The organism is Anaerofilum hominis, from assembly GCF_014287275.1.
In the GTDB taxonomy this organism is placed as follows: Bacteria; Bacillota; Clostridia; order Oscillospirales; family Ruminococcaceae; genus Pygmaiobacter; species Pygmaiobacter hominis.
The window spans coordinates 38,871-63,541 of sequence record NZ_JACONZ010000001.1 but is presented as its reverse complement, the minus strand read 5'-3'; the positions used below and the strand labels follow the sequence as shown (position 1 = coordinate 63,541).

The following is a 24,671-nucleotide window of genomic DNA, read 5'->3' as shown; positions in this document are numbered from 1 at the left end:
ATGAAAACCTGCGTCTTCACAGGATCGTGCGTCGCCTTGGCGACGCCCATGAATGAGGACGGTTCAATCAATCTGGATGTTTTAAAGCAGCTCATCGAATTCGAGATCGAAAACGGAACAGACGCGATCCTGGTCTGCGGCACCAGCGGCGAGGCCCCGACCCTTGACCAAAAAGAGCACATGGACGTCATCCGCTGCGCCGTGCAGGCGGTGCATGGCCGGGTGCCGCTGATCGCCGGCACCGGGTCCAACGACACCCGCCACGCCATTGCCCAGTCCCGTGAGGCCGAAGCGCTGGGCGCGGACGCGCTGCTGCTTGTGACACCTTATTATAATAAGACCTCGCAGGCAGGGCTGGTCCGTCATTTCACCGCGATCGCGGACAGCGTCTCGCTGCCGGTCATCCTGTACAACGTGCCCTCCCGCACCGGGCTCAACATCCAGCCCGAGACCTACCGCCAGCTGGCGCGGCATCCGCGCATTGCAGCCACAAAAGAGGCGAACGGGGACATTGCCGCACTGGCCCGCACAAAACAGCTCTGCGGCGACGACCTTTGGGTCTATTCCGGCAACGACGACCAGATCGTGCCGGTGATGTCGCTGGGCGGAGTGGGGGTCATTTCGGTGCTGGCCAACGTGGCTCCGGCGCTGACAAAAGAGATCTGCGCCGCCTGTCTTGCCGGGGACACCGCGCGGGCGGCCGCCCTGCAGCTGAAAGCCACCCCGCTGATCACAGCCCTTTTTGCAGACGTGAACCCCATCCCGGTAAAGTATGCGCTGAACCGCCTTGGCTTTGCGGCCGGGCCGTGCCGCCTCCCGCTCGTGTCCCCCGCCGCGGAGGTCTGCCGCCGGGTGGACGAGGCGATGGAGGGGCTGGGGCTTCTCTCCCCGTCTCAGTTATGAAAATTTTATTGAACGGCGCGCTGGGGCGGATGGGGCGCTGCCTTGCAGACTATGTGGCGGCGCAGCCGGACTGCACGGTCGCCGCCGGTGTCGACCGCGGCGGGCGGCCGCCCGGCCTCCCCTTCCCCATCTACTCCGACATCAAGGAAGTGCCCCAAAGCGCGGACGTGCTGATCGATTTTTCCTCGCCCCTCTGCGCGCAGCGCGCCATGCTCTACTGCGCCGCGGCGCGGCTTCCCTGCGTGATCTGCACCACGGGCCTCGGGGCGTCCGCACTGCACACCATGAACTTTTGCGCCCAGGAGATCCCACTGTTCAACAGCGCCAACATGTCGCTGTGCGTCAATCTGATGCAGGAACTCTGCCGCATGGCGGCGGAGGTGCTGGGGACCGGCTATGCCGTCGACATAGTGGAAAAGCACCACGGGGCCAAGCTGGATGCCCCCAGCGGTACGGCCCTGGCGTTGGCGGACGCCATGAACCGGGGCGGAGACTACAGCATCTGCACCGAGGCTCAAAGTACCGTGCCCCGCCAGGAAGAGGAGATCGTTCTCCATTCTCTGCGAGGCGGGAATCTTGCAGGAGAGCACGAAGTCCAGTTTTCTGGACAAAACGAGATCCTGCGCATCAGCCATACCGCTTTTAACCGGGACGTATTTGCGGTGGGAGCGCTGGCTGCCGCCCGTTATCTCATCGGCCAAAAGCCGGGACTGTATAATATGAAGGATTTGATTAAAAAATGAGACGACTTTCCGCCCTGCTTTTATGCTTTGCCCTGCTGCTGTCCGGCTGCGGCCAGACGGACCGCCCGGTCTCCACCGCGGCGCCCGCGGCTGCCGCGACACAGCAGCCCGCGCCGACCCCTACGCCGCAGCCCACCGTGGACTTTTCCGCCACAGGCGACAACCTGATCCACGGCCAGCTCTATCTGCAGGCACAGCGCAGGGCGGAAGACGGCGGCTATGATTTTATGCCGCTTTATGAAAAGGTCGCTTCTTTTTATGCCGGACAGGACCTCAACTTCATCAACCAGGAGACCCTGGTAAACGACGAGATCCCACCCAGCAGCTACCCGCTGTTTTCCTCGCCCGCAGAAGTGGGGCGCACCGCTTATGAGCTGGGGTTCCGGCTGTTCGGCACCTCCAATAACCACAGTTACGACCTGGGGGCCGCAGGCATCGCCGCCACCCGGCGTTTCTGGGCGTCCATGCCGGACGATGCGCTCGCTTTCGGCCTTTGGGAGAACGGCACAGAGAACGATATCCCGCTTTATGAAAACAACGGCGTCACCTTTGCCTGTCTTGCCTATACCCAGTACACCAACGGTCTGCCCACCCCCCAGGGGAGCGAAGCCCATGTCATCCTGACCTCGGACACCGAGACCATCGAGCGGCAGATCACTGCGGCGCGGTCGCTGGTGGACGTTGTGCTGGTCTCGGTCCATTGGGGCAACGAGGACAGCCACCTCGTCACAGAGGGCCAGCGCGCGCTGGCCCGGCAGATGGCGGACTGGGGGGCGGACCTGATCATCGGCACCCATCCCCATGTGCTGCAGAGCGCGGAATGGCTGGACCGGGAGGACGGCGGGCGAAGCTTTGTGGCCTATTCGCTGGGCAACTTTGTCTCCGCCCAGAGCAAACCGGATCAACTCATCGGCGCGGTCCTCAGCTGCACTTTTACCAAGACCGGGGACGGCAGTTCCGCGATCAGCAATGTCCGTTTTCATCCAACGGTCACCCATTACGGCAGCCGCTACAGCGACGTCAAGGTCTATTTTTTAAGCGACTACACCGCCGATCTTGCCCAGGGGCATGGCGTGCGGACGGATTATCCCGTCTTTGGGCTCGAGTATATCAACGCAGTGGTCGCTGAAAACCTGCCGGAAGAATTTCTTTGATTCCCTTTGATTCCATATAAGAAAAAAACGGTCTATTGTATTGGCAAAAAAGCAGGCAGCAAACGCTGCCTGCTTTTTTATATTTTGAAAAAGTTGCCGCGCATAAAAATTTTTCATGGAGGCATATGCACAAAAAACGCATCCAGCCAACGGGCGGCTGAATGCGCAGAAGGTTTTTATTTCAAGATCACGCGCTGGTAGATTTTTTTGCCCTTTTTGATGACGACGCCCTGCTGCAGGCGCTCGGCGGCGACGGTCTGCTGGGGGTCTTCCACCTTTTCACCGTCCAGCGCGATGCCGCCCTGCTGCACCAGGCGGCGCCCCTCTCCCTTGGAGGAACAGAGCCCCGCGGCGACCAGCAGGTCCAGCAGGCCCGCAGCACCGTCCTGCAGGACCGCGGGGCCCACTTCAGCGGTGGGCATGTTTTCCTGGTCGGCAGCGCCGCTGAACAGGGCGCGCGCAGTCTGCTGTGCTTTCAGGGCCTCCGCTTCGCTGTGGACCATCTTGGTCAGCTCAAAGGCCAGGATCTCCTTGGCCCGGTTCAGCTCTTCGCCCTCCCAGGCGTCCATCTCGTCGATCTGCTCCAGCGGCAAAAAGGTGAGCATCCGCACGCATTTCATCACGTCGGCGTCGTCCACGTTGCGCCAGTACTGGTAAAAGTCAAAAGGACTGGTCTTGTTCGGGTCCAGCCAGACGGCATTGCCCGCCGTTTTGCCCATCTTGTTGCCCTGCGAGTCGGTGAGCAGCGTGATGGTCATGCAGTGCGCGTCTTTGCCCAGCTTGCGTCGGATGAGCTCTGTGCCGCCCAGCATGTTGGACCACTGATCGTTGCCGCCGAACTGCATGTTGCAGCCGTAGTGCTGGAACATGTAGTAAAAGTCGTAGCTTTGCATGATCATGTAGTTGAATTCCAGAAAAGAGAGCCCCTTTTCCATCCGCTGCTTATAGCAATCGGCCCGCAGCATGTTGTTGACCGAAAAGCAGGCGCCGACCTCGCGCAGCAGTTCCACATAATTGAGCCCCAACAGCCAGTCTGCGTTGTTCAGCATCATGGCCTTGCCCTCGCCGAACTCGATGAACTTTTCCATCTGGCGTTTGAAACAGGCCGCATTGTGGTCGATGTCCTCTTTGGTCAGCATCTTGCGCATATCGGTGCGGCCCGAGGGGTCTCCGATCATGGTGGTGCCGCCGCCGATCAGGGCAATGGGCTTATTGCCTGCCATCTGCAGGCGCTTCATCAGGGTCAAAGCCATAAAATGGCCGGCAGTCAGGCTGTCCGCCGTGCAGTCGAACCCGATATAAAAGGTCGCCTTGCCGGTGTTGATCATCTCGCGGATGGTCTCCTCGTCGGTCACCTGGGCGATCAGGCCGCGGGCGACCAGTTCTTCGTACAATTGCATGATGATTCTCCTTCCAACAGTTCCTGGCAGGGGGAATATAAAAACGCCCTCCGCCAAATCAAAATCTGGCAGAGGGCGAACGATTCGCGGTACCACCTCTGTTTGCCCTGCCGCTCACGCGGCGGGGCCTTTGCGTGTTCTCAAGAGAACAACTGCGCGCTAACGGGCGCCCCCGGCACGGCCTACTTCCCTGTTCAGCCTGCTGCTCCAAGAGGTAATTCACCTGCGGAACGCGCGGTCCCTCGCACCAGCCGGGACCTCTCTGCGCCGCCATTCCGTGGCTACTGGGTCTTTTCATCGCATTTTTATAACTATATCCTTTTTGACAGTACTTGTCAAGCATCCGCCAGCTGCAGCATTTCGCGGGCGTTGGCCAGCGCCAGTTCGGTCACCCGATCGCCGGAGATGATGCGGGCCAGCTCCCGCACGCGCTCTTCTTCCCCCAGCGCACGCACGCTGGTATAGGTGCGATCGTTTTCCACCGCCTTTTCGATCAGCAGATGACTTTTTGCATAGGCCGCGATCTGGGCAGTGTGGGTGATACAGATCACCTGGTGGCCGCTGTCGGCGGTCTCTTTCAGCTTTTGCCCGATGCGCCCGGCCGCAAGCCCCGACACGCCGGTGTCGATCTCGTCGTAGATCACCGTGGGGATGTGGTCTTTTTCCGCCATGACGCTCTTGATGGCCAGCATGATGCGGGAAAGTTCGCCGCCGGAAGCGATCTTTGCCAGGGGCTTTGGCGCCTCGCCCGGGTTGGTGGAGATGTAAAATTCAAGATCATCCTGTCCCGCGGGACCCAGGGCGGCCTTTTCCAGGGCAAGGGTCAGGCGGATGCCCGGCATATTCAAAAATTGGAGAGAGGCGGCGATTTCGGCACTAAAGGCCTCAAAAGCTTTTTTTCGGGTGCGGGTGAGCCGGTCCGCCAGCGCCGCCGCCCCGCGATACGATTCCTCCCGCCGCCCAGTCAATTCCGCCAGTTTCTGGTCTGAAAATTCGATGGTATCCAGTTCGGAGCGGGCTTTTTCATAAAAATCCAGGATATCCTCCACGCTTTGGCCGTATTTGCGCTTGAGGCCGTAAAGCAGATCCAGCCGTCCCTCGATCTCCTCCAGCTGGGAGGGGTCAAAATCAAAGCCGTCCAGCGTGTTTTTGATCTCGGCTGCAAGGTCCTGGGCGGAATAATAAAGGTCGTTCAGCTTTTCCGCCAGAGAGGAAAATTCCTCCGACAGGTCCCCAATCCCCTCCACCTGGCCGCCGGCCTCGCCCAGCAGGTCCACGCCGCCCTGAAGATCCTCCCCGCCCTGCAGCGCGGCGTAAGCTGCCCCCAGGCTGTCGAGGATCTTCTGCGAGTGGCGGATCTTATTGCGCTGTTCAGTCAACTGCTCCTCTTCGCCTTCGACAAGGCCGGCGGCTTCGATCTCGTCCACCTGATAGCGCAGCAGGTCGAGCCGGCGCTGCTTTTCTCCCTCGTCCATCGAGAGGGCGGCGATCTGCTTTTCGATCTCGCGCAGGGCGCGGTAAGCGTGTCTGTATTCCTCCAACAGCTCTTCGTTTTGGGCATAACCGTCCAGAATGCCCAGATGTTTTGAGGGGTTCAAAAGGCTCTGGTTATCGTGCTGCCCGTGGATGGTGAGCAGCGAAGCGCCGATCTCCCGCAGGATCGCCGCCGTCGCGGGCCGGCCGTTGACCCGGCAGCTCGTCTTGCCATCCGCGCCGATCTCGCGGTAGAGCAGAAGCTCTTCGTCCGCTTCATAGCCGGCCGCTTCCAGCGCTGCCTGCGCCTCGGCTGGCAGCTGGGTAAAGGTGGCCCAGACCGCTGCTTTGGGCGTGCCGCTGCGCACCAGTTCGCGGCTGGTGCGGTTGCCCAGGATGGCGTTGATGGAATCGATCAGGATCGATTTGCCCGCACCGGTCTCTCCGGTCAGCACGTTGAGGCCCGCGCCGAAGCGCACCTCGGCCTTTTCGATCACGGCTACATTTTCAATGCTCAGTTCGTTCAGCATGGCGCTGCCCTCTACTTTACATATTTGGTGAGTTCCACGACAAGACGGTTCGCCGCTTCCTCGCTGCGCATCAGGATGATAAAGGTGTTTTCGCCCGCCAGGCTGCCCACCACGTCCTCCCAGGTGACAAGATCAAACACTTCACACGCCGCGCTGGCCATGCCGCTGTGGCATTTCACCATTACGATGTGGCCGGCACTTTCGATATTGATGGCGCTCTCGCCGAAGATCGTCTCAAAGCGGCTGGGCCTCTCCCCTTGCCCTTGCTGTCCCGCAGGGGTGGTGTAGCGGTAGTGTCCGTCGCCGGTGGCTGCTTTGACCAGCCGCAGCTGGCGGATATCCCGCGAGACGGTCGCCTGGGTCACTTCAAAGCCCGATTCCCGCAGCCGGGTCAGCAGGTCCTCCTGCCGCTCGATCGGATAGGTGTGGATAAGCTCCAATATTTTCTGGTGCCGCTGGTTTTTCACTTCCGCATCATCTCCCTTTCAGTTTTTTGTCGATCGCACGGAACTGGTCCGCTTCACAAAAGCTGACCAGCGAGAGATGCTTTTGCGAAAGTCCGATCAGGATGTCGTCTTTTGGGTCCAGCGCCACATAGTCGCGGCCGTCGGTGGAGAGATAGGCCCCGCCCGCGCGGTGTTCGGCGGTGACGATGCGCAGGCTGCGGCGGGCGGAAAAGACCATCGGCGGCGTGTTGAGGCTGTGCGCGCAGATCGGGGTGACAAGGATGCCGCCGATCTGCGCGTCCAGGATCGGGCCGCCGGCGGACAGCGAATAGGCGGTAGACCCGGTCGGCGTGGCGATGACTACCCCGTCGCCGCGATAACTGCTCACCTGGGTGCCGTCGCAGTAGATATCAAACCGGATGGTGTTGGTGCCGGCGCCCTTGCTGATGACCACATCGTTCAGGGCGTCGCTGCGGTAGCGGGTCGTCCCGTCCACCCGCGCGGCCAGCATGAGGCGTTTATCCAAAGTATATTCGTTTTTGACCAGCTTCGCAAGCAGCTCCAGCTCGGAGGCCTCCACGGTGGCCAAAAAGCCCACCCGCCCCACGTTGATGCCAAGGATGGGTTTTTGCCAGCGCGCGGCCTGCGTGGCAGCGTGCAGCAGCGTGCCGTCGCCGCCGATCGTGACCACAACGTCGCAGCTGCGCACGGCCTGTGCTTCCGCACAGGCGTCGTCTCCCGTGGGCAGGTCTGCCTGAGAGACGGACCATTCCGCGCCTTCCCGCGTCAGGATCTCGCCGGCACGGCGCGCGCAGCGCACAGCCTCCTCTTTTGCGGCGTTGACAATGAGCAGCACTTTCATTTTTTTTCCTCCGCCAGGGCGGCGTGCGCCTGTTCCACCACCTCGCAGATGCGCGCTTCCCCCACCGCGGACTGCCCGCCCCGCGTGACAAAAAGCAGAAATTCGATGTTCCCCTCCGGCCCTTTGATGGGGGAAAACGACAGCCCTGCCGGACAAAAGCCCGCTGCCGCCGCATACCCGACCGCGTTTTGGATGACCTCGCGGTGGGTCTCGGCTTCCCGCACCACGCCCTTTTTGCCGACCTTTTCCCGGCCGGCCTCAAACTGCGGCTTTACCAGGCAGACGCCGGCGGCGTCTGCGGCTGTGAGGGCCGCGGCAACGGGGAAAACATGCCTGAGGGAGATAAAAGAGACGTCGACACTGAAAAAATCGATCTTGTCGGGAACCTTTTCACTGGTGAGATAACGGATATTGGTGCGCTCCAGGTTGACCACCCGCTCATCACAGCGCAGCTTCCAGGCCAGCTGCCCGTAGCCCACATCCACGCAGTAGACCTTTACCGCCCCGTTCTGCAGCATGCAGTCGGTAAACCCCCCGGTGGAAGCGCCGATATCCATGCACACGCGGCCGTTCAGCTCCAGCGGGAATTCCGCAAACGCTTTTTCCAGCTTCAGGCCCCCGCGGCTGACATATTTGATGTCCTGCCCGCGCAGCTCCACCCTGGCGCCCTCCGGCACTGTGATGCCCGCCTTGTCGGCTTTCTCGCCGTTGAGATAGACCAGTCCCTCCATGATCAGGGCTTTGGCGCGCTCCCGGCTCTGCACCATGCCGTGCTCGGTGAGATAAAGATCCAGCCTGCTACCCACGCTTTCCATCATCCTTTATCCATTTGATTATGCCGTCCCGGTCAAGACCGTACATTTTTTGCAGCTGCGGCACCTCAGCGTGGTCGATATGTCCTGCCGGCAGCCCGCGGCTGCGATAACGGCCCGCATAGTCCCGCCGCTGCAGCGCCAGCCCCAGATGCGCCCCCAGCGAGCCGGAGACGATGGCGTCCTCAGCCGTGTACACCCGGCTGTAAGCACACAAAAGCAAGACCAGCTTTTCCGGCAGCGGATTGAGACGGGTGACCTTGTAGACGTCCACCGGCAGGCCCTCCGCCGTCAGCGCACGGCCCGCCGCCAGCGCCTCCCGCGTCAGCAGGCCATAGCTTACCAGAGCGACCGGGGCTTCGGCGCCGCTGTGAAGCACACAGTCAAAGGGTTCGCCGCTGCAGCCCAGCGCCGCCAGTTCACGGCATTCCGCTCCCTTGGGGTAACGGATGGCCCGCGGGCCGGAGCACTGCGGCGACAGCAGGCGCAGCAGCCAGAAGCGCAGTTCGGCATAGTTGCAGGGCGCGTAGAGCGGCACATCCTCAAACTGACTGAAAAAAGCCACGTCGTAAATGCCCTGATGGGTCTCTCCATCTCCCGGCACCAGCCCGGCCCGGTCGATGGCGAACAGCACGTCCGCCTTTTGCAGGTTGACGTCATGGATGAACTGATCGTAACTGCGCTGGAAAAAGGTCGAATACAGCGCCACCAACGGGCGCATCCCCTCCACCGCCAGCCCTGCCGCAAAGGTGACCGCGTGCTGTTCCGCCATGCCCACGTCAAAAAAGCGGTCCCGGTGCTTTTTTGAAAAATGATGCAGCCCGGTGGCGTATTTCATGGCGGCGGTAACGGCGCAGACCCGGCTGTCCGTATCGGCAAAATCGGCCAGCGTGCTGCCCATCGCCTCGGAGAAAGAATCGTTCATCGGCTCGTCCGGGTCCGGCAGGTTCCGGGTATCGAAAGCGCCCACCCCGTGAAAAGCGGCAGGATTTCGCTCCGCCGGTGTAAAGCCTTTTCCTTTTACAGTTTCGATGTGCAGAAAAAGCGGGCTGTCATACTCTTTGGCGCTGGAAAAAGCGGCGATGAGATCCTCCAGATCATGGCCGTCCAGCGGGCCCAGGTACTGAAACCCCATCTCCTCGAAAAAAGTGGAATTGTAGATGCTGCGCCGCAGCACGGATTTGGAATAGACAAGCGCCTCTTTGATGTAGCGTCCAACCACGGGGGTCTTGTCCAGAATATCCTCCGTGCGGTGCTTGGCCGTGTGATAAGAGGGACTTGTGCGCAGGCTGGTGAGATAGCGGGAGACCGAGCCGACATTTTTGGAGATGGACATCTTGTTGTCGTTGAGGACCACCACCAGATTGTCGAGGGTGTCGATGTTGTTCATCCCCTCATAAACCATGCCCCCGGTAAAGGCGCCGTCCCCGATCACCGCAACCACGGTGCCCGGCTCCCCCTTCAGCTTTTTTGCCCGGGCAATGCCCACGGCTGCCGACAGCGCCGTGTTGCCGTGCCCGGCGATAAAGGCGTCGTGCGGGCTCTCTTCCCGGTTTGGGAAGCCGGAAAGCCCCCCCGCGCGGCGCAGGGTATCAAAACGCCCTGCCCGCCCCGTGAGGATCTTGTGGGTATAGCACTGGTGCCCCACGTCAAAGACAATGGCGTCCTGCGGGGTGGTAAAAACCCGGTGCAGCGCCACCGTCAGCTCTACGGTGCCCAGATTGGAGGATAGATGGCCGCCTGTTCTGGAGACGTGTTCGATCAAAAAGCCGCGGATCTCGGCGCACAGCTGATCGAGCCGGTCCGCGGGAAGTCCTTTCAACTGCAATTCTCCGGATAGGATCTTATCCAGGATGTTTTGCATGTCTTCCAACTCCTATCATGTAACGGGAAAGATCATTGCCATCAGGATGCCCAGCAGCGCGCCGCTGAGCACCTCGAACGGGGTGTGGCCCACCTTTTCTTTGAGGCGCTTCCCGTTTTCCCGCAGGGGATTTTCCTCGTCGTCCTCCTCGTTCATCCAGTCGTCCACGATGCGGTTGAGCACTTTTGCCTGCTCGCCCGCGGCGCGGCGCACCCCCATCGCGTCGTACATGACGATAGCGGCAAGGATAAACGCAAAAGCAAAAAAGGGCGAGGACACCCCGAATTTGCGCGCGGTGGCAATGGTCATGGAGCAGACCAGGGCCGAATGGGCGCTGGGCATGCCGCCCGCGCCGAACATCCGCTCCAGGTCCAGCTTGCCGGTGAGGAACAAATCGATGATCGTTTTGCAGATCTGCGCGGCAAGCCAGGAAAGAAGCGGGACGTACAGAATATAGTTGCACGCCAGAAATCCACACAACTTTTGCATTTGATCCGCCCTTCTTTTCAGCTTTTTCGTGCCGCCAGCGAACGCGCCAGCTCCACAAGGAACTCCGCGCGGCCGCCGTAAACGCCGGTCAGCCGCTCACAGGCGCGCTCTGTAAGCTGCTGCGCCTGCTGCATGGCAGCTGCCGGTCCCTTGAGGGTCGCAAAGGTGATCTTTCCCGCCGCGGCGTCGCTGCCCACCGGCTTGCCCATCTGCTGTGCCGTGGAGGTACAGTCCAGCACGTCGTCCACGATCTGGAACACCAGCCCCACGGCGCGGGTATAAGCGCCGCATTCCTCCTCGTCCTGCGGCGTGTGGGCCGAGGCCAATACGCCCAGCAGCCCCGCCGCGTGGATCAGGTCCCCGGTCTTGTGCGTGTGGATGAGGGTGAGCTCCTGCTCGGAGGGCTGCTTTTGTTCAAAAGCGAGGTCCAGCTCCTGGCCGTAGACCATCCCCCGGCCGCCTGCAGCGCGGGCGAGACAGGCGACGGCGGCGGCCGCCTGCGCGTTCTGCGCACCGCTTGCAGCGATCACCTCAAAGGCCTCCGTGAGCAGCGCATCCGCCGCCAGCAGGGCTGTAGCTTCGCCGAATTTTTTGTGGCAGGACGGCTGTCCGCGGCGGGTAGCCGCATCGTCCATGCAGGGCAGGTCGTCGTGGATCAGCGAATAGCAGTGCAGCATTTCCACGGCCGCCCCAAAAGCAGCGGCCGTATTTCTGTCCCCGTCCAGCAGGTCGCAGAACGCCAGGGTGAGGACGCCACGCACCCGCTTGCCGCCGGCCATCAGGCTGTAGCGGGCCGCTTCGCCCACCGCAGAACCGGGGACAAACCTGCGCCCGCACTCCAGCCTCAGCTGCTCTTCCAGCGCGTTCCCATAAGCGGCATACTGTTCGCTATAGCTTTTCATCCTGACCGCCTTCCGTCTGCTGTTCCATCGTCCTGCCGATCTCTTCGATCTGCACCTTGGCGTTTTCCAGCACCCCGCTGCAGGCGGCGATCTTCTCCGCCGCCTGGGCGTAGAGCTTCAGCGCCTCTTCGAGAGGGGTGTCGTCGTCCGAAAGCCGGGCGATCATCCCGTTCAGCTCGTCCAGCATCTCCTCAAAGCTCTGTTTTTTCTTCATCCGGCAAGCTCCCTTCCGTGATCTTGTCCACCGTGCAGCGCGCCCCAAAACCACTGAACAGCAGTGTGAGGCGGTCGCCCGGGGAAAGCTCTTCCCTGAGGCGCACGGCACGTCCGTCCTTCAGGGCGGCGCAATAGCCGCGGGACAGCGTGCGATGCGGGCTCAGTGAGTCCAGCAGCGCCGCCGCCCGGGAGAGCTGCTCCGACTTTTGCGCCGCGGACCGGCCCACAGCGCCCCGCAGCGTTTCCTTTGCGGCGGCAAGCTGCTGCTGCGCCTGTTCCACCCTGCGCGGCAGGCGCGCATAGGCGGAAAGCGACGACAGGGCATGATATTCATTATAACACATCTGCAGCCGCCGCAAAACCAGGGCGCGGGCTTTTTCCCGCAGCTGGACCACCTGCGCCCGCAGCGCAGGGCCGTCCGGCAGCACCAGTTCGGCCGCCGCGGTCGGGGTCGCGGCGCGCAGATCCGCCACAAAATCCAGGATGGTGTAGTCGATCTCGTGCCCCACCGCGCTGACCACCGGCGTGCGGCAGGCATATACGGTGCGCGCGAGCTTTTCCCCGTTAAAGACCCAGAGATCCTCGCGGGAGCCGCCGCCGCGGGCGACGATGATCACATCCACCTGCCCCTCTGCATCCAGACGCTGCACCGCCCCGGCGAGCTCGTCCTCCGCCTCCCGTCCCTGCACGCCCGCATGCGCCAGAAGAAAGCGGGCGGCGGGCCAGCGGCGCTGCGCCACCGAGAGGATATCGTGCAGGGCGGCCCCGCTTTTGGAGGTGACAAGGCCGATCCGGTGCGGAAAAGCGGGCAGCGGCTTTTTTTTCTCCGGCGCGAAAAGCCCCTCTTTCGCCAGCCGTGCCTTGAGCTGCTCGAATGCCATCTGCGCGGCGCCCAGCCCGTCGGGGAACAGATCTTCCACATAGACCTGAAAGGCGCCGTCCCGCTCATACAGGCTCACGCGGCAGCGCACCACCACGCTCATGCCGTTTTCGGGTTCAAAGCTCAGCCTGGCCGCATTGCTGCGGAACATGACCGCCTTGACCGAGCAGGTCTCGTCTTTGAGAGAAAAATAGAAATGCCCGCTGCGGTGATGCACAAAATTTTGGACTTCACCGCGGATCGCCACGTCGGTGAGCACCGCGTCGCTTTCCAGCAGGGATCTGACGTACCGGTTGAGCGCCGTGACCGTGATGATATTAGCCATGTGTCCCCTCCCCGCTCCTTGCCGCCAGGATCGCCGCGCCGGCGGCGTTGTCGGAGGAAAATTCCCCCGGTACGAACCGAACGCCCGGCACCCGGGCCGTGACATGATCGCGGATGATACCACTGCTCATCACGCCGCCCGCGCAGACACAGGGCAGACGGCCCTCCTGCGCCTGGGCGGCCTGCAGCATCCGCGTCACGGTCTTGGCGATGGCGGTCAGACAGTATTTTGAGACATACGCTGGGTCCCGGCCCTCGGCCAGCAGCTTTTCGCACTGATTCTGCAGGCCGGACAGGCTGCAGTTGGTCCCCTGCACGCTCACCCGCGGGTCGGGCTGCTCTGCACAGGAGGCGGCAAGGCGGCTCACCTCCGCCCCTGCGGGAAAGCCGTAGCCCAGCTTTACGCCCAAGCGGTCCACAGCCTGTCCCGCGTAGAGATCTTGTGAGGCGCCCACCACCCGCAGCACCTGCAGCCGCTCTACCAGGAGCAGTTCGGTGGTGCCGCCGGAAATATGGAACACCAGCGCCCGTTTTTCATACAGGTCGCCCCCCGCCGCGTACAGCGCCGCGGCGATATGTCCCTGCTGGTGGGTGGTCTCCACCAGAGGGATGCCCAAAGCGGCGCTCACCGCGCTGCCGATGGCGCGCCCCACCAGAAAACAAGGCATATAGGAGCCTTCCACCGGGCGCGGTTTGACGGACACGCCCACGGCAGAAAGCTCCCTGCAATCGGTTTTTGATTTCAGCTCGTCGATCATCTCCGGCAGCGCTGCCGTGTGATGAAATACCGCGTCGCTCTGGCGCAGCCCCAGCGCCCCCTCCCGCACCGGCAAAAAGCGCTTGAGCATGACCGGCACGCGGCCGCTTGCCGCATCGTAGACAGCCAGAGAGGTGGCGTAATTGCTGGTATCGATGCCCAGAAACGTACTCACGCCCGGTCTTCCTCCGTCAAAGGGGCGGCCTCGGCGGTTTCCTGCGCCTGCTCCGCGCCGGAACGCTCCCTTGCCAGAGAGCCCAAAACGCCGTTGACAAACTGGTAGTCCTCTTCTCCACCGAACTTTTTGACCAGCTCGACCGCCTCGTTGATGATCACACTGTCCAGATCTTCCTCTGCGCCGAAGAACATTTCGGTCACCGCCAGCTCCAACGCGACCAGACAGACCCGCGGGATGCGGTTCATCTTCCAGTTTTTCAGCTTGGGCTCGATCAGCTTGTCCGCTTCTTCACGGTGCAGGACCAGGCCGGTGAGCAGCGTTTCGCCGAAAGCGTCGACCTCCAACTCGCCTGCTTCGCGGGAATAGGCGATGATCTCCTCCATGCTGCCGGGCCGGAAGGACTCCTCAAACGCGGCGATAAAAGCGTTTTCTCTGGCTGTACGTCTTTTCATCGGATACCCCTTTTGCACAAATTTGCCCTCCTGCCGGGGCGGGAGAGCCAAAAAACACTCACGTCCCCGGTTTGCGGAAAGCCGTCCGCAAAGCCGGAGACACGAAAAATAGCCGCACGGCGGCTATTTTTTGGTCGTTCAAATTTCTTCTGCCGCGTCCTCGTCGGAGGGCTGCTGCAGCGAGACGCCGGTGACCACGACATTCACCTTTGAGACGGTGATGCCGGTCATGTTCTGCACCGACGCTTTCACGTTCTTTTGCAGCGCTTCGCTGACCGAGGGGATGCGGTACCCATAGCGCACGACCACATCCACCGTGATCTCAGCGACCTCGTCGGTCAGTTTCACGGTCACCGGCTTCTGGATGCTGACTTTGGCGAACATGCCCTTTACCGGGGAGTTGCCGCAGGAGACCGCCTTGACCCCATCGATCTCCAGCGCCGCGAGGCGGGAGATCTTTGCAATGACGTCGGTAGAGATCTGCAGGCTGCCGCCCATCATATCAGAACTTTTCACTTCCATGAAAGTGCCTCCTTTTATCTGTGGCCGTCTGCTTTCCAGGGCGAAAACAAGCCCCGCAGGAAAGATCGCCGGCCCGGTCGTTGATCTTTGTTCGCTTTGCGGCCATAGCGGTAAGGTGTCTGCCCGGACCATCCGGCGCATGGCCCCGCGACCGGGGAAAAGGCCGGCTGGAAGCTGCGCTGCAGCTGTCGCCGCATCCCGACCGCTTTCCGCTTTTAAGGCAGAGCCCAAAGCGCCGCAATAAGCGATATCCTGACCGCCTGCGGCTATACGACAGCAGCCGCGCCGGTGGCCGTGATACCAGCGCGCATCCAAAGCGGGTTGCCGTGTGTGCGGCTGCATGCGCGGCGAGGCGCTGCGCATAAATGGTATCACTTGCGATTATTATACCATTTATTTCTTTGGCATGCAACAAACGCCGCGCGCGCTATTTCACCTCGACCACCGTGATGTTTTTGGCTGAAATATCCGATTTGGCGATCACGATATCCCTGATCTGAGCCACCTCGCTCTTGGTCAGCGCGTCGCTTTTAGTCTTTACCGTGATGTTCGCCTTATCCCCGTCCAGAAAAGCGACGCAGTCCACAAAGCCTTTGGCCTTGACCATATTTTCGATCTCGCCCTCGGCCGCAATGCTGGTGATGATGCCCGAGAGCTGATCGGTCAGCGCCTTTTTCTCTTCGTCGCTGAGTTTCGAGTTTTTCAGCGATTTCTGAAGAGTGTCCAGAGCTTCGTCCCGCGTCTTGGAACGGGTGAGCCGCGCCTCGTCAAAATATTTCGAATCCCCCGAGGTGGAAAGAGAGACCAGCTGGGCGTCGCCATAGTTTTTATCCGCTGCCGGCGGCTGGCTTTCGGCCTCGCCCTGCACCTCCAGACCCGCGTCGCCATTGGGCTGGGCGGCGGTCTGCACCGTGCTTGCGGAAGAACCCGTCGTCAGCCCAAAATCCGCTGATCCGGTCTTGGCGTACTCCCAGTTCAGATAGACCGCAACGCCGAGCGCGACGACAAGGGTCAAAAGGGTGATCTTCTTTCGGTTGAGCATGCTTTTCATACATATTTCCTCCGTTATGTCATTTTTGTTACACAGATACGGTTCGTTGGTATGCCCAGAACTACCGACACGACATCGGTAATGCGTTTGACCACGGCAACGTCGTCGCCGCCCTCGCATACGATGGCCACCCCTTTGATCTCCGGTTCGCGCGCGGTCTCTACCAGAGCCTGACGGCCGGACCCGGCGTCCACAAGGACAAATTCATTCTCATAGCTGCTCTGCTGGCTGGAATTCGCTCCCGAATCGGAAACGGTCTGCGTTTTTGAGCTTTTTTCGGTAAAGGCGTACACCGTCTCGGCTCCGCCCTCCAGCGTCAGCATGACCTTTACTTTCCCCACGCCCTGGACGACCTTGACGGTATCCAGCAGCCGCTCTTCCAGCTTTTGGACGTAAAGTTCGAGGTTTTCGCCCTCCGCCTCAGCCGGCGCCTTTGTCTTTTGTCCCGCCAGATCCGAGAGAAAGATCAGCAGGATGCCAGCCAGACCGAGAAGAAACAGGGCGCTGGTCCTTTTCTTTTTCCCCTCCGGGGCCTTGAATCGTTCCCATAGCTTTTTCAGTTCCATGTCTCTTCCATTCCATCCCGGGCGGAAAGGACGAGCGGCGCCTCACATCCCAGCGCACTGTCCACCGTTTCCCGAATCGTTTCTGCGTCCCCATTGCATACCACGGTCACAGAGGCCAGGACCGCTTCCCCGCTTTCATTCAGTGCAAGTTCGACCGATACTTCGCCGGGCTCGAACCCGGCCCCCTCCAGCCCGCGTGTGACCGTGGCCTCCAGCTGCCGCCCCGCCTGCCCCAGAATACTTTCCGTCAGGTCGGCCTGCACGTAAGCAGGCTGCGACTGTTCCAGCGAGAGGCTGAGATCCGCGGCGGAAAACTCCCTGACCGGCGAGATGAGGGTTATTAAAATATATAGGGACAGCACCAGCTTTATGACTGAAAAAGAGCCCTTCTCGGGCAGTACGCTCTGCAGCACCGAGACGAGCACCGCGCTGACGCAGAGCACCAGCACCCACTTGCGGATCAACTCCATCTGCTTTGCCTCCCCTCAATTTCCCAGTGAGATCATCAGAGCGGTCGACAGGATGATCATCACTGCAAAGAAGATCAGGATCGAAATGTAGAGTTCCAGGCACTCGCAAAATCCCCCGAACACCCTGGAAGCCTTGCCGTTGCCGGTCACCGTGGCCGCGGCCGCGGCAAGGCTGAGTGAAAAATAGTAGGCAAGGCAGCGCAGCAGCAGGGGCGCAAACAGGACCACGATGGCGCAGATGCCCGCCGCCCCCGCCGTGCCCTTGACCACTTTGAGCCCGGCATAGACCGTGCCGATGGCATCCGAGACCGCGCCGCCGATCACCGGCACGCTGCTGCCAATCAAAAATTTACCCGCCTTGAGGGCGACGCTGTCCGCCGCCCCTGCCAAAAGGCTCTGCAGCCCGATCACAGCACCGAACACGGTGGCGATGAGCCCCAGCCCCCATTTGATGAATTTGGAGACCATGGCCGCCAGGCCGCCGAGGTCCACGGCGGAGGAAAGGCCGCCGGAGATATTAAGTGCCATATAGATCTTCATAAAAGGCAGCAGCACCCCGGTGATCAGCGTGGCCGCCACCACGACGCTGGAGAGAAAAAAGCCCGTGTACACCGCGCCTGCCGCCGGCTGGCCGCAGGTCGCCATCACGGTGGCGAACACCGGCACAAAGCTGACCACAAAGGTCTTGCACTCCAATATCATTTCTCCGATCTCTGAGAGCAGCTGTAAAAGCGGGCGGCAGGCAAACAGAAAAGAGGCGAGAATGACAGCCATATCCACCTGCCGGCCCACCTGCATGTTGGCCCAGTCTGCCGTCATGGCCTTTGCCAGGGCGGCCAGCACCAGCACTGCCGCCAGCTGATAGAACATTTTAAGAGGCCGCTGCAGCTGCTCTTTCAGCGCGCGGAGCAGCGCTTCCCACAGGCCTTGCGGGGTCAGCTCCTGCAGCTTTTCGGCCCCCTCGCCGTACTTGTCTAAAAATTCGCTCACCTGCTGGGGCAGGCCGTAGTCCTCCCTCTCGTCTGAGGCGGCGGCCACAGGGACCGCCAGCATCAGCATCAGGATCAGCAGCGCCACTATTTTTTTCATCCTTTTGCTCCTCGAAAATTTACGGCCCGGCGCGCCGGCGGGAAACGACAGGCGCAAACCCCGCGCTTTTGCCCAGCGAAGAGCGCTCTCCCCGCGGCCGCATTTTTATCGCAGCAGCTCTGCCAGCAGCTCGACAAGGCTTTGGAACAGCGGCAGGGTCACCGCCACGATGGCGATCTTCCCCGCCAGCACCACCCGCCCGGCTACAGCGCCCTGTCCTGCATCGGCGCAGATATCCGCCGCCCCCTGTGTGACGATGGCGATGCCCACCGCCTTGACCACGCAGCCAAAATCAGCGCTGCTGTAAGTGTCCGAAAGCCTGGCCAGCATGTCGAGAAGCGGGCTGAGCATCCGGACGCTGTAAAGCAGGAAAAGGCAGCATACCGCCACGGTCGCCACCACCGCATAGGTCTTGCTGTACTGGTTCAGCACACTGATCAGAACGGCTGCGACCACCGCCATCGCGGCGATCTTGACAAGCTCTCCCATCACAGGTTGAAAAGATATTTAATGGTGCTGAAAAGCTCGCTGATCTGCCCCACGATCATCATCAGCACCACGATCAGCCCGGCCAAGGTGGTCATCATGGCCTGTTCTTCCCGTCCCGAGCGGATCAGCACCTGGTTGAGCACCGCGACAATGATGCCGATCGCGGCGATCTTGAACACAAAATCAATATCCATGTTTTTCTCCATCCCGAAAAGCTAAAATAGTAAGATCGCGGCCGTCAGCCCCGCGCAGACGCCAAGGCTGCGGTAAAGCCTTGCGCACTCGCGCTCCTTTTTTCGCGCTTCCTCCTGCGCGGAGGCAAAAAGGGCGCCGTAGTAGTGCAGTCGGCCGCATTCCTCCTGGGCGCTTCCATTGCCGAGCCCCAGAAAAAACTCGTGAAAAACAGACTGCTCATGCGGGGAGAGCGAGAGCCGCGCCAGAGTGTCGGACAAAAAGCGTGTCCTCCAGGAGGCAAATTCCTCCAGGCCCCGGGTGTCAAAGCGCAGGACCGAGAACTGCCGTCCCTGCGTCTCCCTTGCAAAGAATACCGGCAGCGGGTCCCGCTGATAGGCCACGTTGTTCTGCAGCAGTTCGCACAGTTCGATCATGTCCTCGTAAAACATCCGCTTCGTCCGCAGCGAGGAGGCGCCGCCGCTGCCAGCCAGCCAGCCGCAGGCCACGATCACCAGCGCGCCGGCCAGCTTAAAAAACAGCGTCCACATCACAGATCGAAGCCACCTTTCCCGGGGAGGATGCCCCTGCGAGAAATACCACCCGGTAAAAGGCCCCGGTCTGCAGCAGCTCCCACGCTTGCGGCCTGCGCCGCAATTCCTCCATGCTTCGGCCGTGGATGGTGACGACCAGCCCAACGCCCGCGTTGGCCCCGGCCGCGACCGCCTGCGCGTCGCCGGACCCGCCCACCTCGTCGCAGAGGATCACCTGCGGCGAGAGGCTGCGCAGCGCCTGCAGGATCCCCAGATGTTTGGGATAGCCGGACAGCACATCGCAGTTGTCCGGGGGAGGATCTGTAAAACCCCGTTCCCCGGCAGGCCAGAGCTCCCGGCGCTCGTCCACCACTGCCGTGCGCCTGCCAAGCTCAGACAGCGCGAGAGAGCAGGCCCGCAGCACCGTCGTCTTGCCGCTGGCAGGCGCCCCGGCGATCAAAAGGCCCAGCGCAGGTTCCTGCAGCAGCTCGGACAGCTGCTGCGGTAAAAGGGCGTTTGGCGTGCGCGCGACGCGAATACACAGGGAGGTGGGGCATTTGATCTGCAAGATCCCGCCTTGCGCATCCCGCACCGCCGTGCCTGCGACCCCCACCCGGTGGCCGCCGCTGATGGTAAAAAAGCCCTCGGCGATCTCGCGTTCATAGCTGTGCACCGAATATTGACACAGGGCAAGGAAGCACTCTCCCAGCTGCCCGTGCGTCAGGCGCACCGATCTTGGACCCTCTTTTTCTTCCAGCGAGCCGTCCCGCAGCAGATATCTGCTCCCCTCGGGCAGCGTCAGCAGTACCGGCCTCCCGCTGCGCAGGCGGATCTCGGTGACTTCTGCCGCTTTCCTTTCGGCCACCCGCATCAGCACAGTGCTGAGGAATTGCGGCAGCTGGACCGCCGCCTCAAAAAAACGTTCAGACATCAGACAAGCCCCCCTTACCAGAAAATATATTGAGACCTGTCCACCGATAGAACCACAAAAAGGACGGCCCCCGAAAAATGCGATCTTTCGGAGGCCGTCCTTTTTTACCTTATAGGTCTTTTGAAAAGCAGGACATCTATTTTCAGCCGGGACGCAGAAAAAGCAAAGGTGTTCTGTTGGACACAGGGCGTATCCGCCCCGCCGCGGTGCGCGGCAGAAAGCGACCGTTCCGGCCGGGCGGAGCAACGCCCCGCGGACATTTTTCACGGTGCAGCGAGGGCCGACGGCACAGCGGAGGCGTTCCGGACAAAACAGTTCTCCTTGCTTTCTACTGTGCGGTACAACAAAGGCGGGGCGGCAAAACGGACCGCTGCGCACAAAAGCGCGCCGCAGATGGTAAAAAGAGCGCTCCTGCCGGACTTTTACCGTCAGGCGCTGTCCAACCCGACCAAAACAAAAAGTCCCGGCCATTTGGCCAGGACTTTTTGTTTTGGTGCCTCCGGGCGGAATCGAACCACCGACACGGGGATTTTCAGTCCCCTGCTCTACCGACTGAGCTACAGAGGCAAATGGCGACCCGGATGAGGCTCGAACTCACGACCTCTAGCGTGACAGGCTAGCGTTCTAACCAACTGAACTACCGGGCCAACTCTGGTGGGAACAACAGGGCTCGAACCTGTGACCCCCTGCTTGTAAGGCAGGTGCTCTCCCAGCTGAGCTATGCTCCCGCACCTGATCAGACAATCGTCATATCACAATTGACGGTGCGAGTCAACCGGGATATCCAGATCATTTTCACCGCAAAACGGTGATGGAGCGGCTTACGAGGCTCGAACTCGCTACCTCCACCTTGGCAAGGTGGCGCTCTACCAGATGAGCTAAAGCCGCAGATGTTCTGTCTTCAGGTCATGTTCTGACCCGCGGCGACGAAATTTATTTTACAGCAAAATACGCCCTATGTCAAGTATTGATTTTGAAATTTTTTCATTTTTTGTCGCTTTGCGGCAAAACTGCAAAACGACGCCTTTTTTGCGCCGTTCTGCCGTGCCCTTGCGCCGCAGCTGCAGCAGGCCGGGACAGTCTGTTTGACGTCCCGGCCTGCCTGGGTCATTTTTCTTTTTCTTTCAGCGCGCCGATCTTGCGCAGCTGCTGTTCATAACCGCCCGGTCCGTACTGAATACAGCGGTTGACCCGGCTGATGGTCGCGGTGCTGATCTCCACTTCTTTTTGGATCTGGTCATAGGTAAACCCGGAGAGCAGCATCTGGGCCGCTTTCAGCCGCTGGGCCATGTCGCGCAGCTCTTTAATGGTACACAGGTCCTCCAAAAAGCAGGCGCATTCCTCATAACTCTCCAATGATAATATCGCTTCGAACAGCCGTTCTGTCTCGGGACTCCGCAGAATATCCTTCGCTGCCATCAGCACCGCTCCTTTATTTCTGCTCTGTAATTTTTACTTTCGCACTTCACAGCTTCATTATAGTAAAAGAGAGGCAAAAAAGCAACCGGAAAAATAAATTTATTTTGAAAGCGTGCTCAGATCAGGAACCCGCCGTTGACGCCGAGTATCTGGCCCGTGATAAAAGAGGCCTCTTCCCCTGCCAGAAAAAATATCGCCGCCGCAATCTCCTCGGGCCGTCCGATGCGGCCCAGCGGCGTCTCCTCGGCCAGGCCGTCCAGCACCGCTTCTCCCAAAGACGCGTTCATCTCAGTGTCCACCACGCCCGGGGCGACACAGTTGACCCGGATGCCGCTGGGTCCCAGTTCTTTTGCCAGCGCCTTGGTCAGGCCGATCACGGCCGCTTTGGAGGCGGAATAAGCCGCCTCGCAGGAAGCGCCCGTGACGCCCCAGATCGAGGAAACGTTGATGATGCTGCCCGCTTGGCGGGGGATCATCAGCTTTGCCGCCGCCCGGGCGCAGTAAAACACGCTGTCCAGATTGACCGCCTGCACTTCGCGCCACTGTGCGGGCGTAAAGTCCGTAAACAGGCCGGTCCGGGAGATACCCGCGTTGTTGACCAGCACGTCCAGGCTGCCGAAAAGCTCTGCCGCCCCCTGTACCAGCGCTTCCGCCTCCTGCGGCTGGGAAAGGTCTCCCTGCAGCACCGCCGTCTGCAGTCCCGCGGCGTTCAGCTGCTCGCTGAACGCCAGCGCCTGCCGCTTGTGCCGGTTACAGCCGAGAACGACATTATATCCCCGCCGGGCGAACAGCTCTGCCGCGGCGCGGCCGATCCCGCGGGAAGCGCCGGTGACGAGCACGGTACGGTTCACGATTCCCCACCGCCGAAGATGACGTTGTCCAGCAGCTCCACATCGTCGGGGTAAGCTTCCGAAAACGCCTCGTAGGCTGCCCGCCGCAGCGGCTCAAACTTTTCTTCCATGCCCAGCTTGACCGGCAGTTCATAGGCCACGCTGTAAAGGTCATAGACGATCTTTTCAACCAGGCGTTCTTTTTTCAGGCGCATCAGGCCGAAGATCTGGGTATTGTAACTGCCCTCGGTGCAGGTGGAAAGATAGATGCCCATTGCGTGCACCAGCTCGCGATAGACCAGAAACCGTTCTTCCTCGCCGGCTTCGGGGGAATCGATCCCCAGCTTGACCAGCATGCCGCTGAGCTCTTTTTCCGCGGCGCGGACCCGGAACCGGGAATCCACGTCCTTGCGGCGGAAACTCATCGTCACCCACAGCGCCACATAACCGTCGGCAGGCGGCGCATTTTTTTTCGTCTTTTCGCCGTAGCGCAGCGCCCAAAGCTTTTGACGCAGCTCATTTACAGCGGGGTCCCCCTCCCCTTTTTCAACGGCTTCTTCCAAAAGGGCCCTGCGTTTCAAAGGGTCGGTCTCCTCATAATAACATTCCGGCCAGGGCGCGCGCTCTTTTCGCATCGGTGCTTTCCTCCATCCAAGTCAGCTGGTTCCAGCGGCGGCTCTTATCCCCAGGTACAAAAATGGGGGAAAGAAAAACCGACAGGCTGTTTTTTATTATTATATCATATCCTTATCACAAGGAGAAGAAAAAAGCAAAAGAGCGGCGGCGGGACGCTCCTTTGCCATTTCTTTCAATTGCCTAATTGCCGCTGGCCTGGCGGAAACAGGTCTATCAGAATGATATGTCTTCCATTTTGCTGGTTAAATGGAGAAAATAGGCTTTTTATCATTCGGCCGCCTTAAAATTATAGATGGGTTTGATGTGTTCTATCATCTGCGCAGTGGCTTGGATCTGTGCAAGGATATCCTCCATGCTCTTGTATGCCATGGGGGATTCATCGAGCGTATCCGGCAGGACGCAGGTGGAATAGACATCTTTCATTTCCTCCCGATACTGCTCCATGGAAAGAGAGGAAAACGCCGCTCTCCGGCTCATCAGCCGCCCTGCTCCGTGCGGCGCGGAAAAGTTCCAATCGGGGTTTCCTTTGCCGATACAGATGAGGCTGCCGTCGCGCATGTTGATGGGAATAAGCAGCTTTTCACCTTTCTGGGCGGAAACCGCCCCTTTTCTGAGGATCATCTCGTCAGTGTCGACGTAGTTGTGAATAGTGGAGAATTCTTCCACCGCGGAAAATCCCATACCACGCAGGATCACGTCCATCATCGCCTTGCGGTTCAGCACAGCGAAGCGCTGCACAATGCGCATATCATGGATATAATCCTCAAACAGCCTGCCCTGCACATAGGTCAGGTCTTTGGGCATGGCGATACGATGCTCTTTTTGAAGGGCGGTCACCGCGGGCTGGATCTCCTGAAAACGGCCTTCTGCCTTGAGGGACGCAATAAGCTGCCCGATTTGATAGTGCGCGCCTCCCCATAGGGCCCGCCGCCCCTGCTCCTGATAGTAATTGGCCACCTCAAGGCCCAGATGGCGGCTGCCGGAATGGACCACGACATAAACGTCGCCAGTGTCAGAGCGGTCCGCCTCAATAAAATGATTGCCGCCGCCCAGAGTGCCGATGCTTTTCGCCGCCCGGTCCAGGTTTACATGGGGCGCGCAGCGAAGTTCTGTTAAGTCAAGTTGCGCGCTGTACTCGTGCGGCAGGTGCCTTATCTCTCGTCCACAGGGGATATCGCGGTGGATCAGCGCGTCCAGCTTTTCGAAGTCGACGTCCCGCTGCGCGATTTTTACCGTCTCCATGCCGCAGCCGATATCCACACCCACCATTCCAGGAACGATTTTGTCGGTGATCGTCATGGTCGTCCCAATAGTGCAGCCTTTGCCGGTATGAACATCCGGCATAATGCGGATTTTACTGTCCTTGAACGCCTCTTCATCACAGAGCGCGCAGATCTGCGACGCTGCTCTTTCTTCCAACTCGGATGTATAGCACAGAGCGGTATTGAATTTCCCCTTGATTTCGATCATGATGTTTTCCTTTCTGCGTAAAGCCGGAATGTGTGCGCTTCTGGCTTGGGATTTGCCGTTCGGGAAAGAGCTTTTTGCGCATCAAACCCATAAACAGCTCTGTGCGCGT

Annotated in this window: 28 protein-coding genes, 4 tRNA genes and 1 other annotated feature; of the genes, 3 read left to right on the top strand and 29 right to left on the bottom strand. The window is 60.5% G+C overall.

Annotated elements, in window-relative coordinates; genetic code table 11:
• Genes dapA through H8S23_RS00325 form a run of 3 tightly spaced genes read left to right on the top strand, consistent with a single transcriptional unit; the run spans position 1 to position 2,800 of the window.
• Positions 1–903 carry a 4-hydroxy-tetrahydrodipicolinate synthase gene (dapA, locus tag H8S23_RS00335; protein ID WP_186886328.1) on the top strand — a complete coding sequence of 301 codons (903 nt, stop codon included), beginning with the start codon at positions 1–3 and terminating at the stop codon, positions 901–903.
• A complete protein-coding gene (dapB, locus tag H8S23_RS00330) occupies positions 900–1,646 on the top strand; it encodes a 4-hydroxy-tetrahydrodipicolinate reductase (RefSeq protein ID WP_186886327.1) in 747 nt (248 codons plus the stop codon). Before dapA ends, dapB begins: the two co-directional genes overlap by 4 nt.
• Positions 1,643–2,800 (top strand): CapA family protein, encoded by a 1,158-nt coding sequence (locus H8S23_RS00325; RefSeq protein ID WP_186886326.1) that lies wholly within the window; start codon positions 1,643–1,645, stop codon positions 2,798–2,800. The genes dapB and H8S23_RS00325 overlap by 4 nt, the downstream gene beginning before the upstream one ends.
• 176 nt (positions 2,801–2,976) lie before the next feature.
• On the opposite strand, the gene tyrS is transcribed toward H8S23_RS00325, so the two are convergent.
• The 29 genes from tyrS to H8S23_RS00180 all read right to left on the bottom strand — a co-directional run bounded on the left by tyrS (position 2,977) and on the right by H8S23_RS00180 (position 24,562).
• Positions 2,977–4,200, bottom strand: coding sequence for a tyrosine--tRNA ligase (gene tyrS / locus H8S23_RS00320; protein WP_186886325.1), 1,224 nt, complete (start codon positions 4,198–4,200; stop codon positions 2,977–2,979).
• 68 nt (positions 4,201–4,268) lie between these two features.
• Positions 4,269–4,507 (bottom strand) — a binding site (T-box leader).
• A gap of 28 nt (positions 4,508–4,535) precedes the next feature.
• Positions 4,536–6,203 (bottom strand): DNA repair protein RecN, encoded by a 1,668-nt coding sequence (gene recN / locus H8S23_RS00315; protein ID WP_186886324.1) that lies wholly within the window; start codon positions 6,201–6,203, stop codon positions 4,536–4,538.
• Positions 6,204–6,214: 11 nt separating this feature from the next.
• Entirely contained in the window at positions 6,215–6,670 is a 456-nt protein-coding gene (locus H8S23_RS00310) for an arginine repressor (protein WP_186886323.1), read from the bottom strand.
• Positions 6,671–6,677: 7 nt separating this feature from the next.
• Entirely contained in the window at positions 6,678–7,511 is an 834-nt protein-coding gene (locus H8S23_RS00305; protein WP_186886322.1) for an NAD(+)/NADH kinase, read from the bottom strand.
• A complete protein-coding gene (locus H8S23_RS00300; protein ID WP_186887200.1) occupies positions 7,508–8,326 on the bottom strand; it encodes a TlyA family RNA methyltransferase in 819 nt (272 codons plus the stop codon). Before H8S23_RS00300 ends, H8S23_RS00305 begins: the two co-directional genes overlap by 4 nt.
• On the bottom strand, positions 8,310–10,187 hold the full coding sequence (gene dxs / locus H8S23_RS00295; protein WP_186886321.1) for a 1-deoxy-D-xylulose-5-phosphate synthase: 1,878 nt from the start codon (positions 10,185–10,187) through the stop codon (positions 8,310–8,312). Before dxs ends, H8S23_RS00300 begins: the two co-directional genes overlap by 17 nt.
• 15 nt (positions 10,188–10,202) lie before the next feature.
• Positions 10,203–10,676 (bottom strand): divergent PAP2 family protein, encoded by a 474-nt coding sequence (locus H8S23_RS00290; RefSeq protein ID WP_186886320.1) that lies wholly within the window; start codon positions 10,674–10,676, stop codon positions 10,203–10,205.
• Between the two features lie 17 nt (positions 10,677–10,693).
• Positions 10,694–11,578, bottom strand: coding sequence for a polyprenyl synthetase family protein (locus H8S23_RS00285; RefSeq protein ID WP_186886319.1), 885 nt, complete (start codon positions 11,576–11,578; stop codon positions 10,694–10,696).
• Complete coding sequence (xseB, locus tag H8S23_RS00280; RefSeq protein ID WP_186886318.1) at positions 11,565–11,792, bottom strand: exodeoxyribonuclease VII small subunit; 228 nt, start codon at positions 11,790–11,792, stop codon at positions 11,565–11,567. The genes H8S23_RS00285 and xseB overlap by 14 nt, the downstream gene beginning before the upstream one ends.
• Positions 11,770–12,999, bottom strand: coding sequence for an exodeoxyribonuclease VII large subunit (xseA, locus tag H8S23_RS00275; protein ID WP_186886317.1), 1,230 nt, complete (start codon positions 12,997–12,999; stop codon positions 11,770–11,772). Before xseA ends, xseB begins: the two co-directional genes overlap by 23 nt.
• Positions 12,992–13,930, bottom strand: a complete 939-nt coding sequence (locus H8S23_RS00270) for a tRNA (adenosine(37)-N6)-threonylcarbamoyltransferase complex transferase subunit TsaD (RefSeq protein WP_186886316.1) — start codon at positions 13,928–13,930, stop codon at positions 12,992–12,994. The genes xseA and H8S23_RS00270 overlap by 8 nt, the downstream gene beginning before the upstream one ends.
• The gene (gene nusB, locus H8S23_RS00265) at positions 13,927–14,385 is read right to left on the bottom strand and encodes a transcription antitermination factor NusB (protein WP_186886315.1); all 459 of its coding nucleotides are present in this window, start codon (positions 14,383–14,385) and stop codon (positions 13,927–13,929) included. Before nusB ends, H8S23_RS00270 begins: the two co-directional genes overlap by 4 nt.
• Before the next feature lie 138 nt (positions 14,386–14,523).
• Positions 14,524–14,907, bottom strand: coding sequence for an Asp23/Gls24 family envelope stress response protein (locus H8S23_RS00260; protein WP_186886314.1), 384 nt, complete (start codon positions 14,905–14,907; stop codon positions 14,524–14,526).
• Positions 14,908–15,334: 427 nt separating this feature from the next.
• Positions 15,335–15,958, bottom strand: a complete 624-nt coding sequence (locus H8S23_RS00255) for a SpoIIIAH-like family protein (protein ID WP_186886313.1) — start codon at positions 15,956–15,958, stop codon at positions 15,335–15,337.
• A gap of 14 nt (positions 15,959–15,972) precedes the next feature.
• The gene (locus tag H8S23_RS00250; protein WP_186886312.1) at positions 15,973–16,524 is read right to left on the bottom strand and encodes a stage III sporulation protein AG; all 552 of its coding nucleotides are present in this window, start codon (positions 16,522–16,524) and stop codon (positions 15,973–15,975) included.
• Complete coding sequence (locus H8S23_RS00245) at positions 16,515–16,994, bottom strand: stage III sporulation protein AF (protein ID WP_186886311.1); 480 nt, start codon at positions 16,992–16,994, stop codon at positions 16,515–16,517. Before H8S23_RS00245 ends, H8S23_RS00250 begins: the two co-directional genes overlap by 10 nt.
• A gap of 15 nt (positions 16,995–17,009) precedes the next feature.
• Positions 17,010–18,083, bottom strand: coding sequence for a stage III sporulation protein AE (locus H8S23_RS00240; protein WP_186886310.1), 1,074 nt, complete (start codon positions 18,081–18,083; stop codon positions 17,010–17,012).
• A gap of 105 nt (positions 18,084–18,188) precedes the next feature.
• Positions 18,189–18,572, bottom strand: a complete 384-nt coding sequence (locus H8S23_RS00235; RefSeq protein ID WP_243165842.1) for a stage III sporulation AC/AD family protein — start codon at positions 18,570–18,572, stop codon at positions 18,189–18,191.
• Positions 18,572–18,766 carry a stage III sporulation protein AC gene (gene spoIIIAC, locus H8S23_RS00230; RefSeq protein WP_186886308.1) on the bottom strand — a complete coding sequence of 65 codons (195 nt, stop codon included), beginning with the start codon at positions 18,764–18,766 and terminating at the stop codon, positions 18,572–18,574. The genes H8S23_RS00235 and spoIIIAC overlap by 1 nt, the downstream gene beginning before the upstream one ends.
• A gap of 21 nt (positions 18,767–18,787) precedes the next feature.
• A complete protein-coding gene (locus H8S23_RS00225) occupies positions 18,788–19,294 on the bottom strand; it encodes a stage III sporulation protein AB (RefSeq protein WP_243165841.1) in 507 nt (168 codons plus the stop codon).
• Positions 19,275–20,207, bottom strand: coding sequence for an ATPase, T2SS/T4P/T4SS family (locus tag H8S23_RS00220; protein WP_186886306.1), 933 nt, complete (start codon positions 20,205–20,207; stop codon positions 19,275–19,277). Before H8S23_RS00220 ends, H8S23_RS00225 begins: the two co-directional genes overlap by 20 nt.
• A 491-nt stretch (positions 20,208–20,698) precedes the next feature.
• A tRNA-Phe gene (locus tag H8S23_RS00215) sits at positions 20,699–20,774 on the bottom strand.
• A gap of 3 nt (positions 20,775–20,777) precedes the next feature.
• A tRNA-Asp gene (locus H8S23_RS00210) sits at positions 20,778–20,854 on the bottom strand.
• A 5-nt stretch (positions 20,855–20,859) separates the two neighbouring features.
• Positions 20,860–20,935: transfer RNA gene (locus H8S23_RS00205), tRNA-Val, on the bottom strand.
• An 84-nt stretch (positions 20,936–21,019) separates the two neighbouring features.
• A tRNA-Gly gene (locus H8S23_RS00200) sits at positions 21,020–21,095 on the bottom strand.
• Positions 21,096–21,314: 219 nt separating this feature from the next.
• On the bottom strand, positions 21,315–21,626 hold the full coding sequence (locus H8S23_RS00195; protein WP_186886305.1) for a YerC/YecD family TrpR-related protein: 312 nt from the start codon (positions 21,624–21,626) through the stop codon (positions 21,315–21,317).
• A 116-nt stretch (positions 21,627–21,742) separates the two neighbouring features.
• Positions 21,743–22,477 carry an elongation factor P 5-aminopentanone reductase gene (gene ymfI, locus H8S23_RS00190; protein ID WP_186886304.1) on the bottom strand — a complete coding sequence of 245 codons (735 nt, stop codon included), beginning with the start codon at positions 22,475–22,477 and terminating at the stop codon, positions 21,743–21,745.
• Positions 22,474–23,091, bottom strand: coding sequence for a DUF6553 family protein (locus H8S23_RS00185; RefSeq protein ID WP_186886303.1), 618 nt, complete (start codon positions 23,089–23,091; stop codon positions 22,474–22,476). The genes ymfI and H8S23_RS00185 overlap by 4 nt, the downstream gene beginning before the upstream one ends.
• Positions 23,092–23,359: 268 nt before the next feature.
• Positions 23,360–24,562, bottom strand: coding sequence for an RtcB family protein (locus H8S23_RS00180; protein ID WP_186886302.1), 1,203 nt, complete (start codon positions 24,560–24,562; stop codon positions 23,360–23,362).
• Between the last annotated feature and the right edge of the window lie 109 nt (positions 24,563–24,671).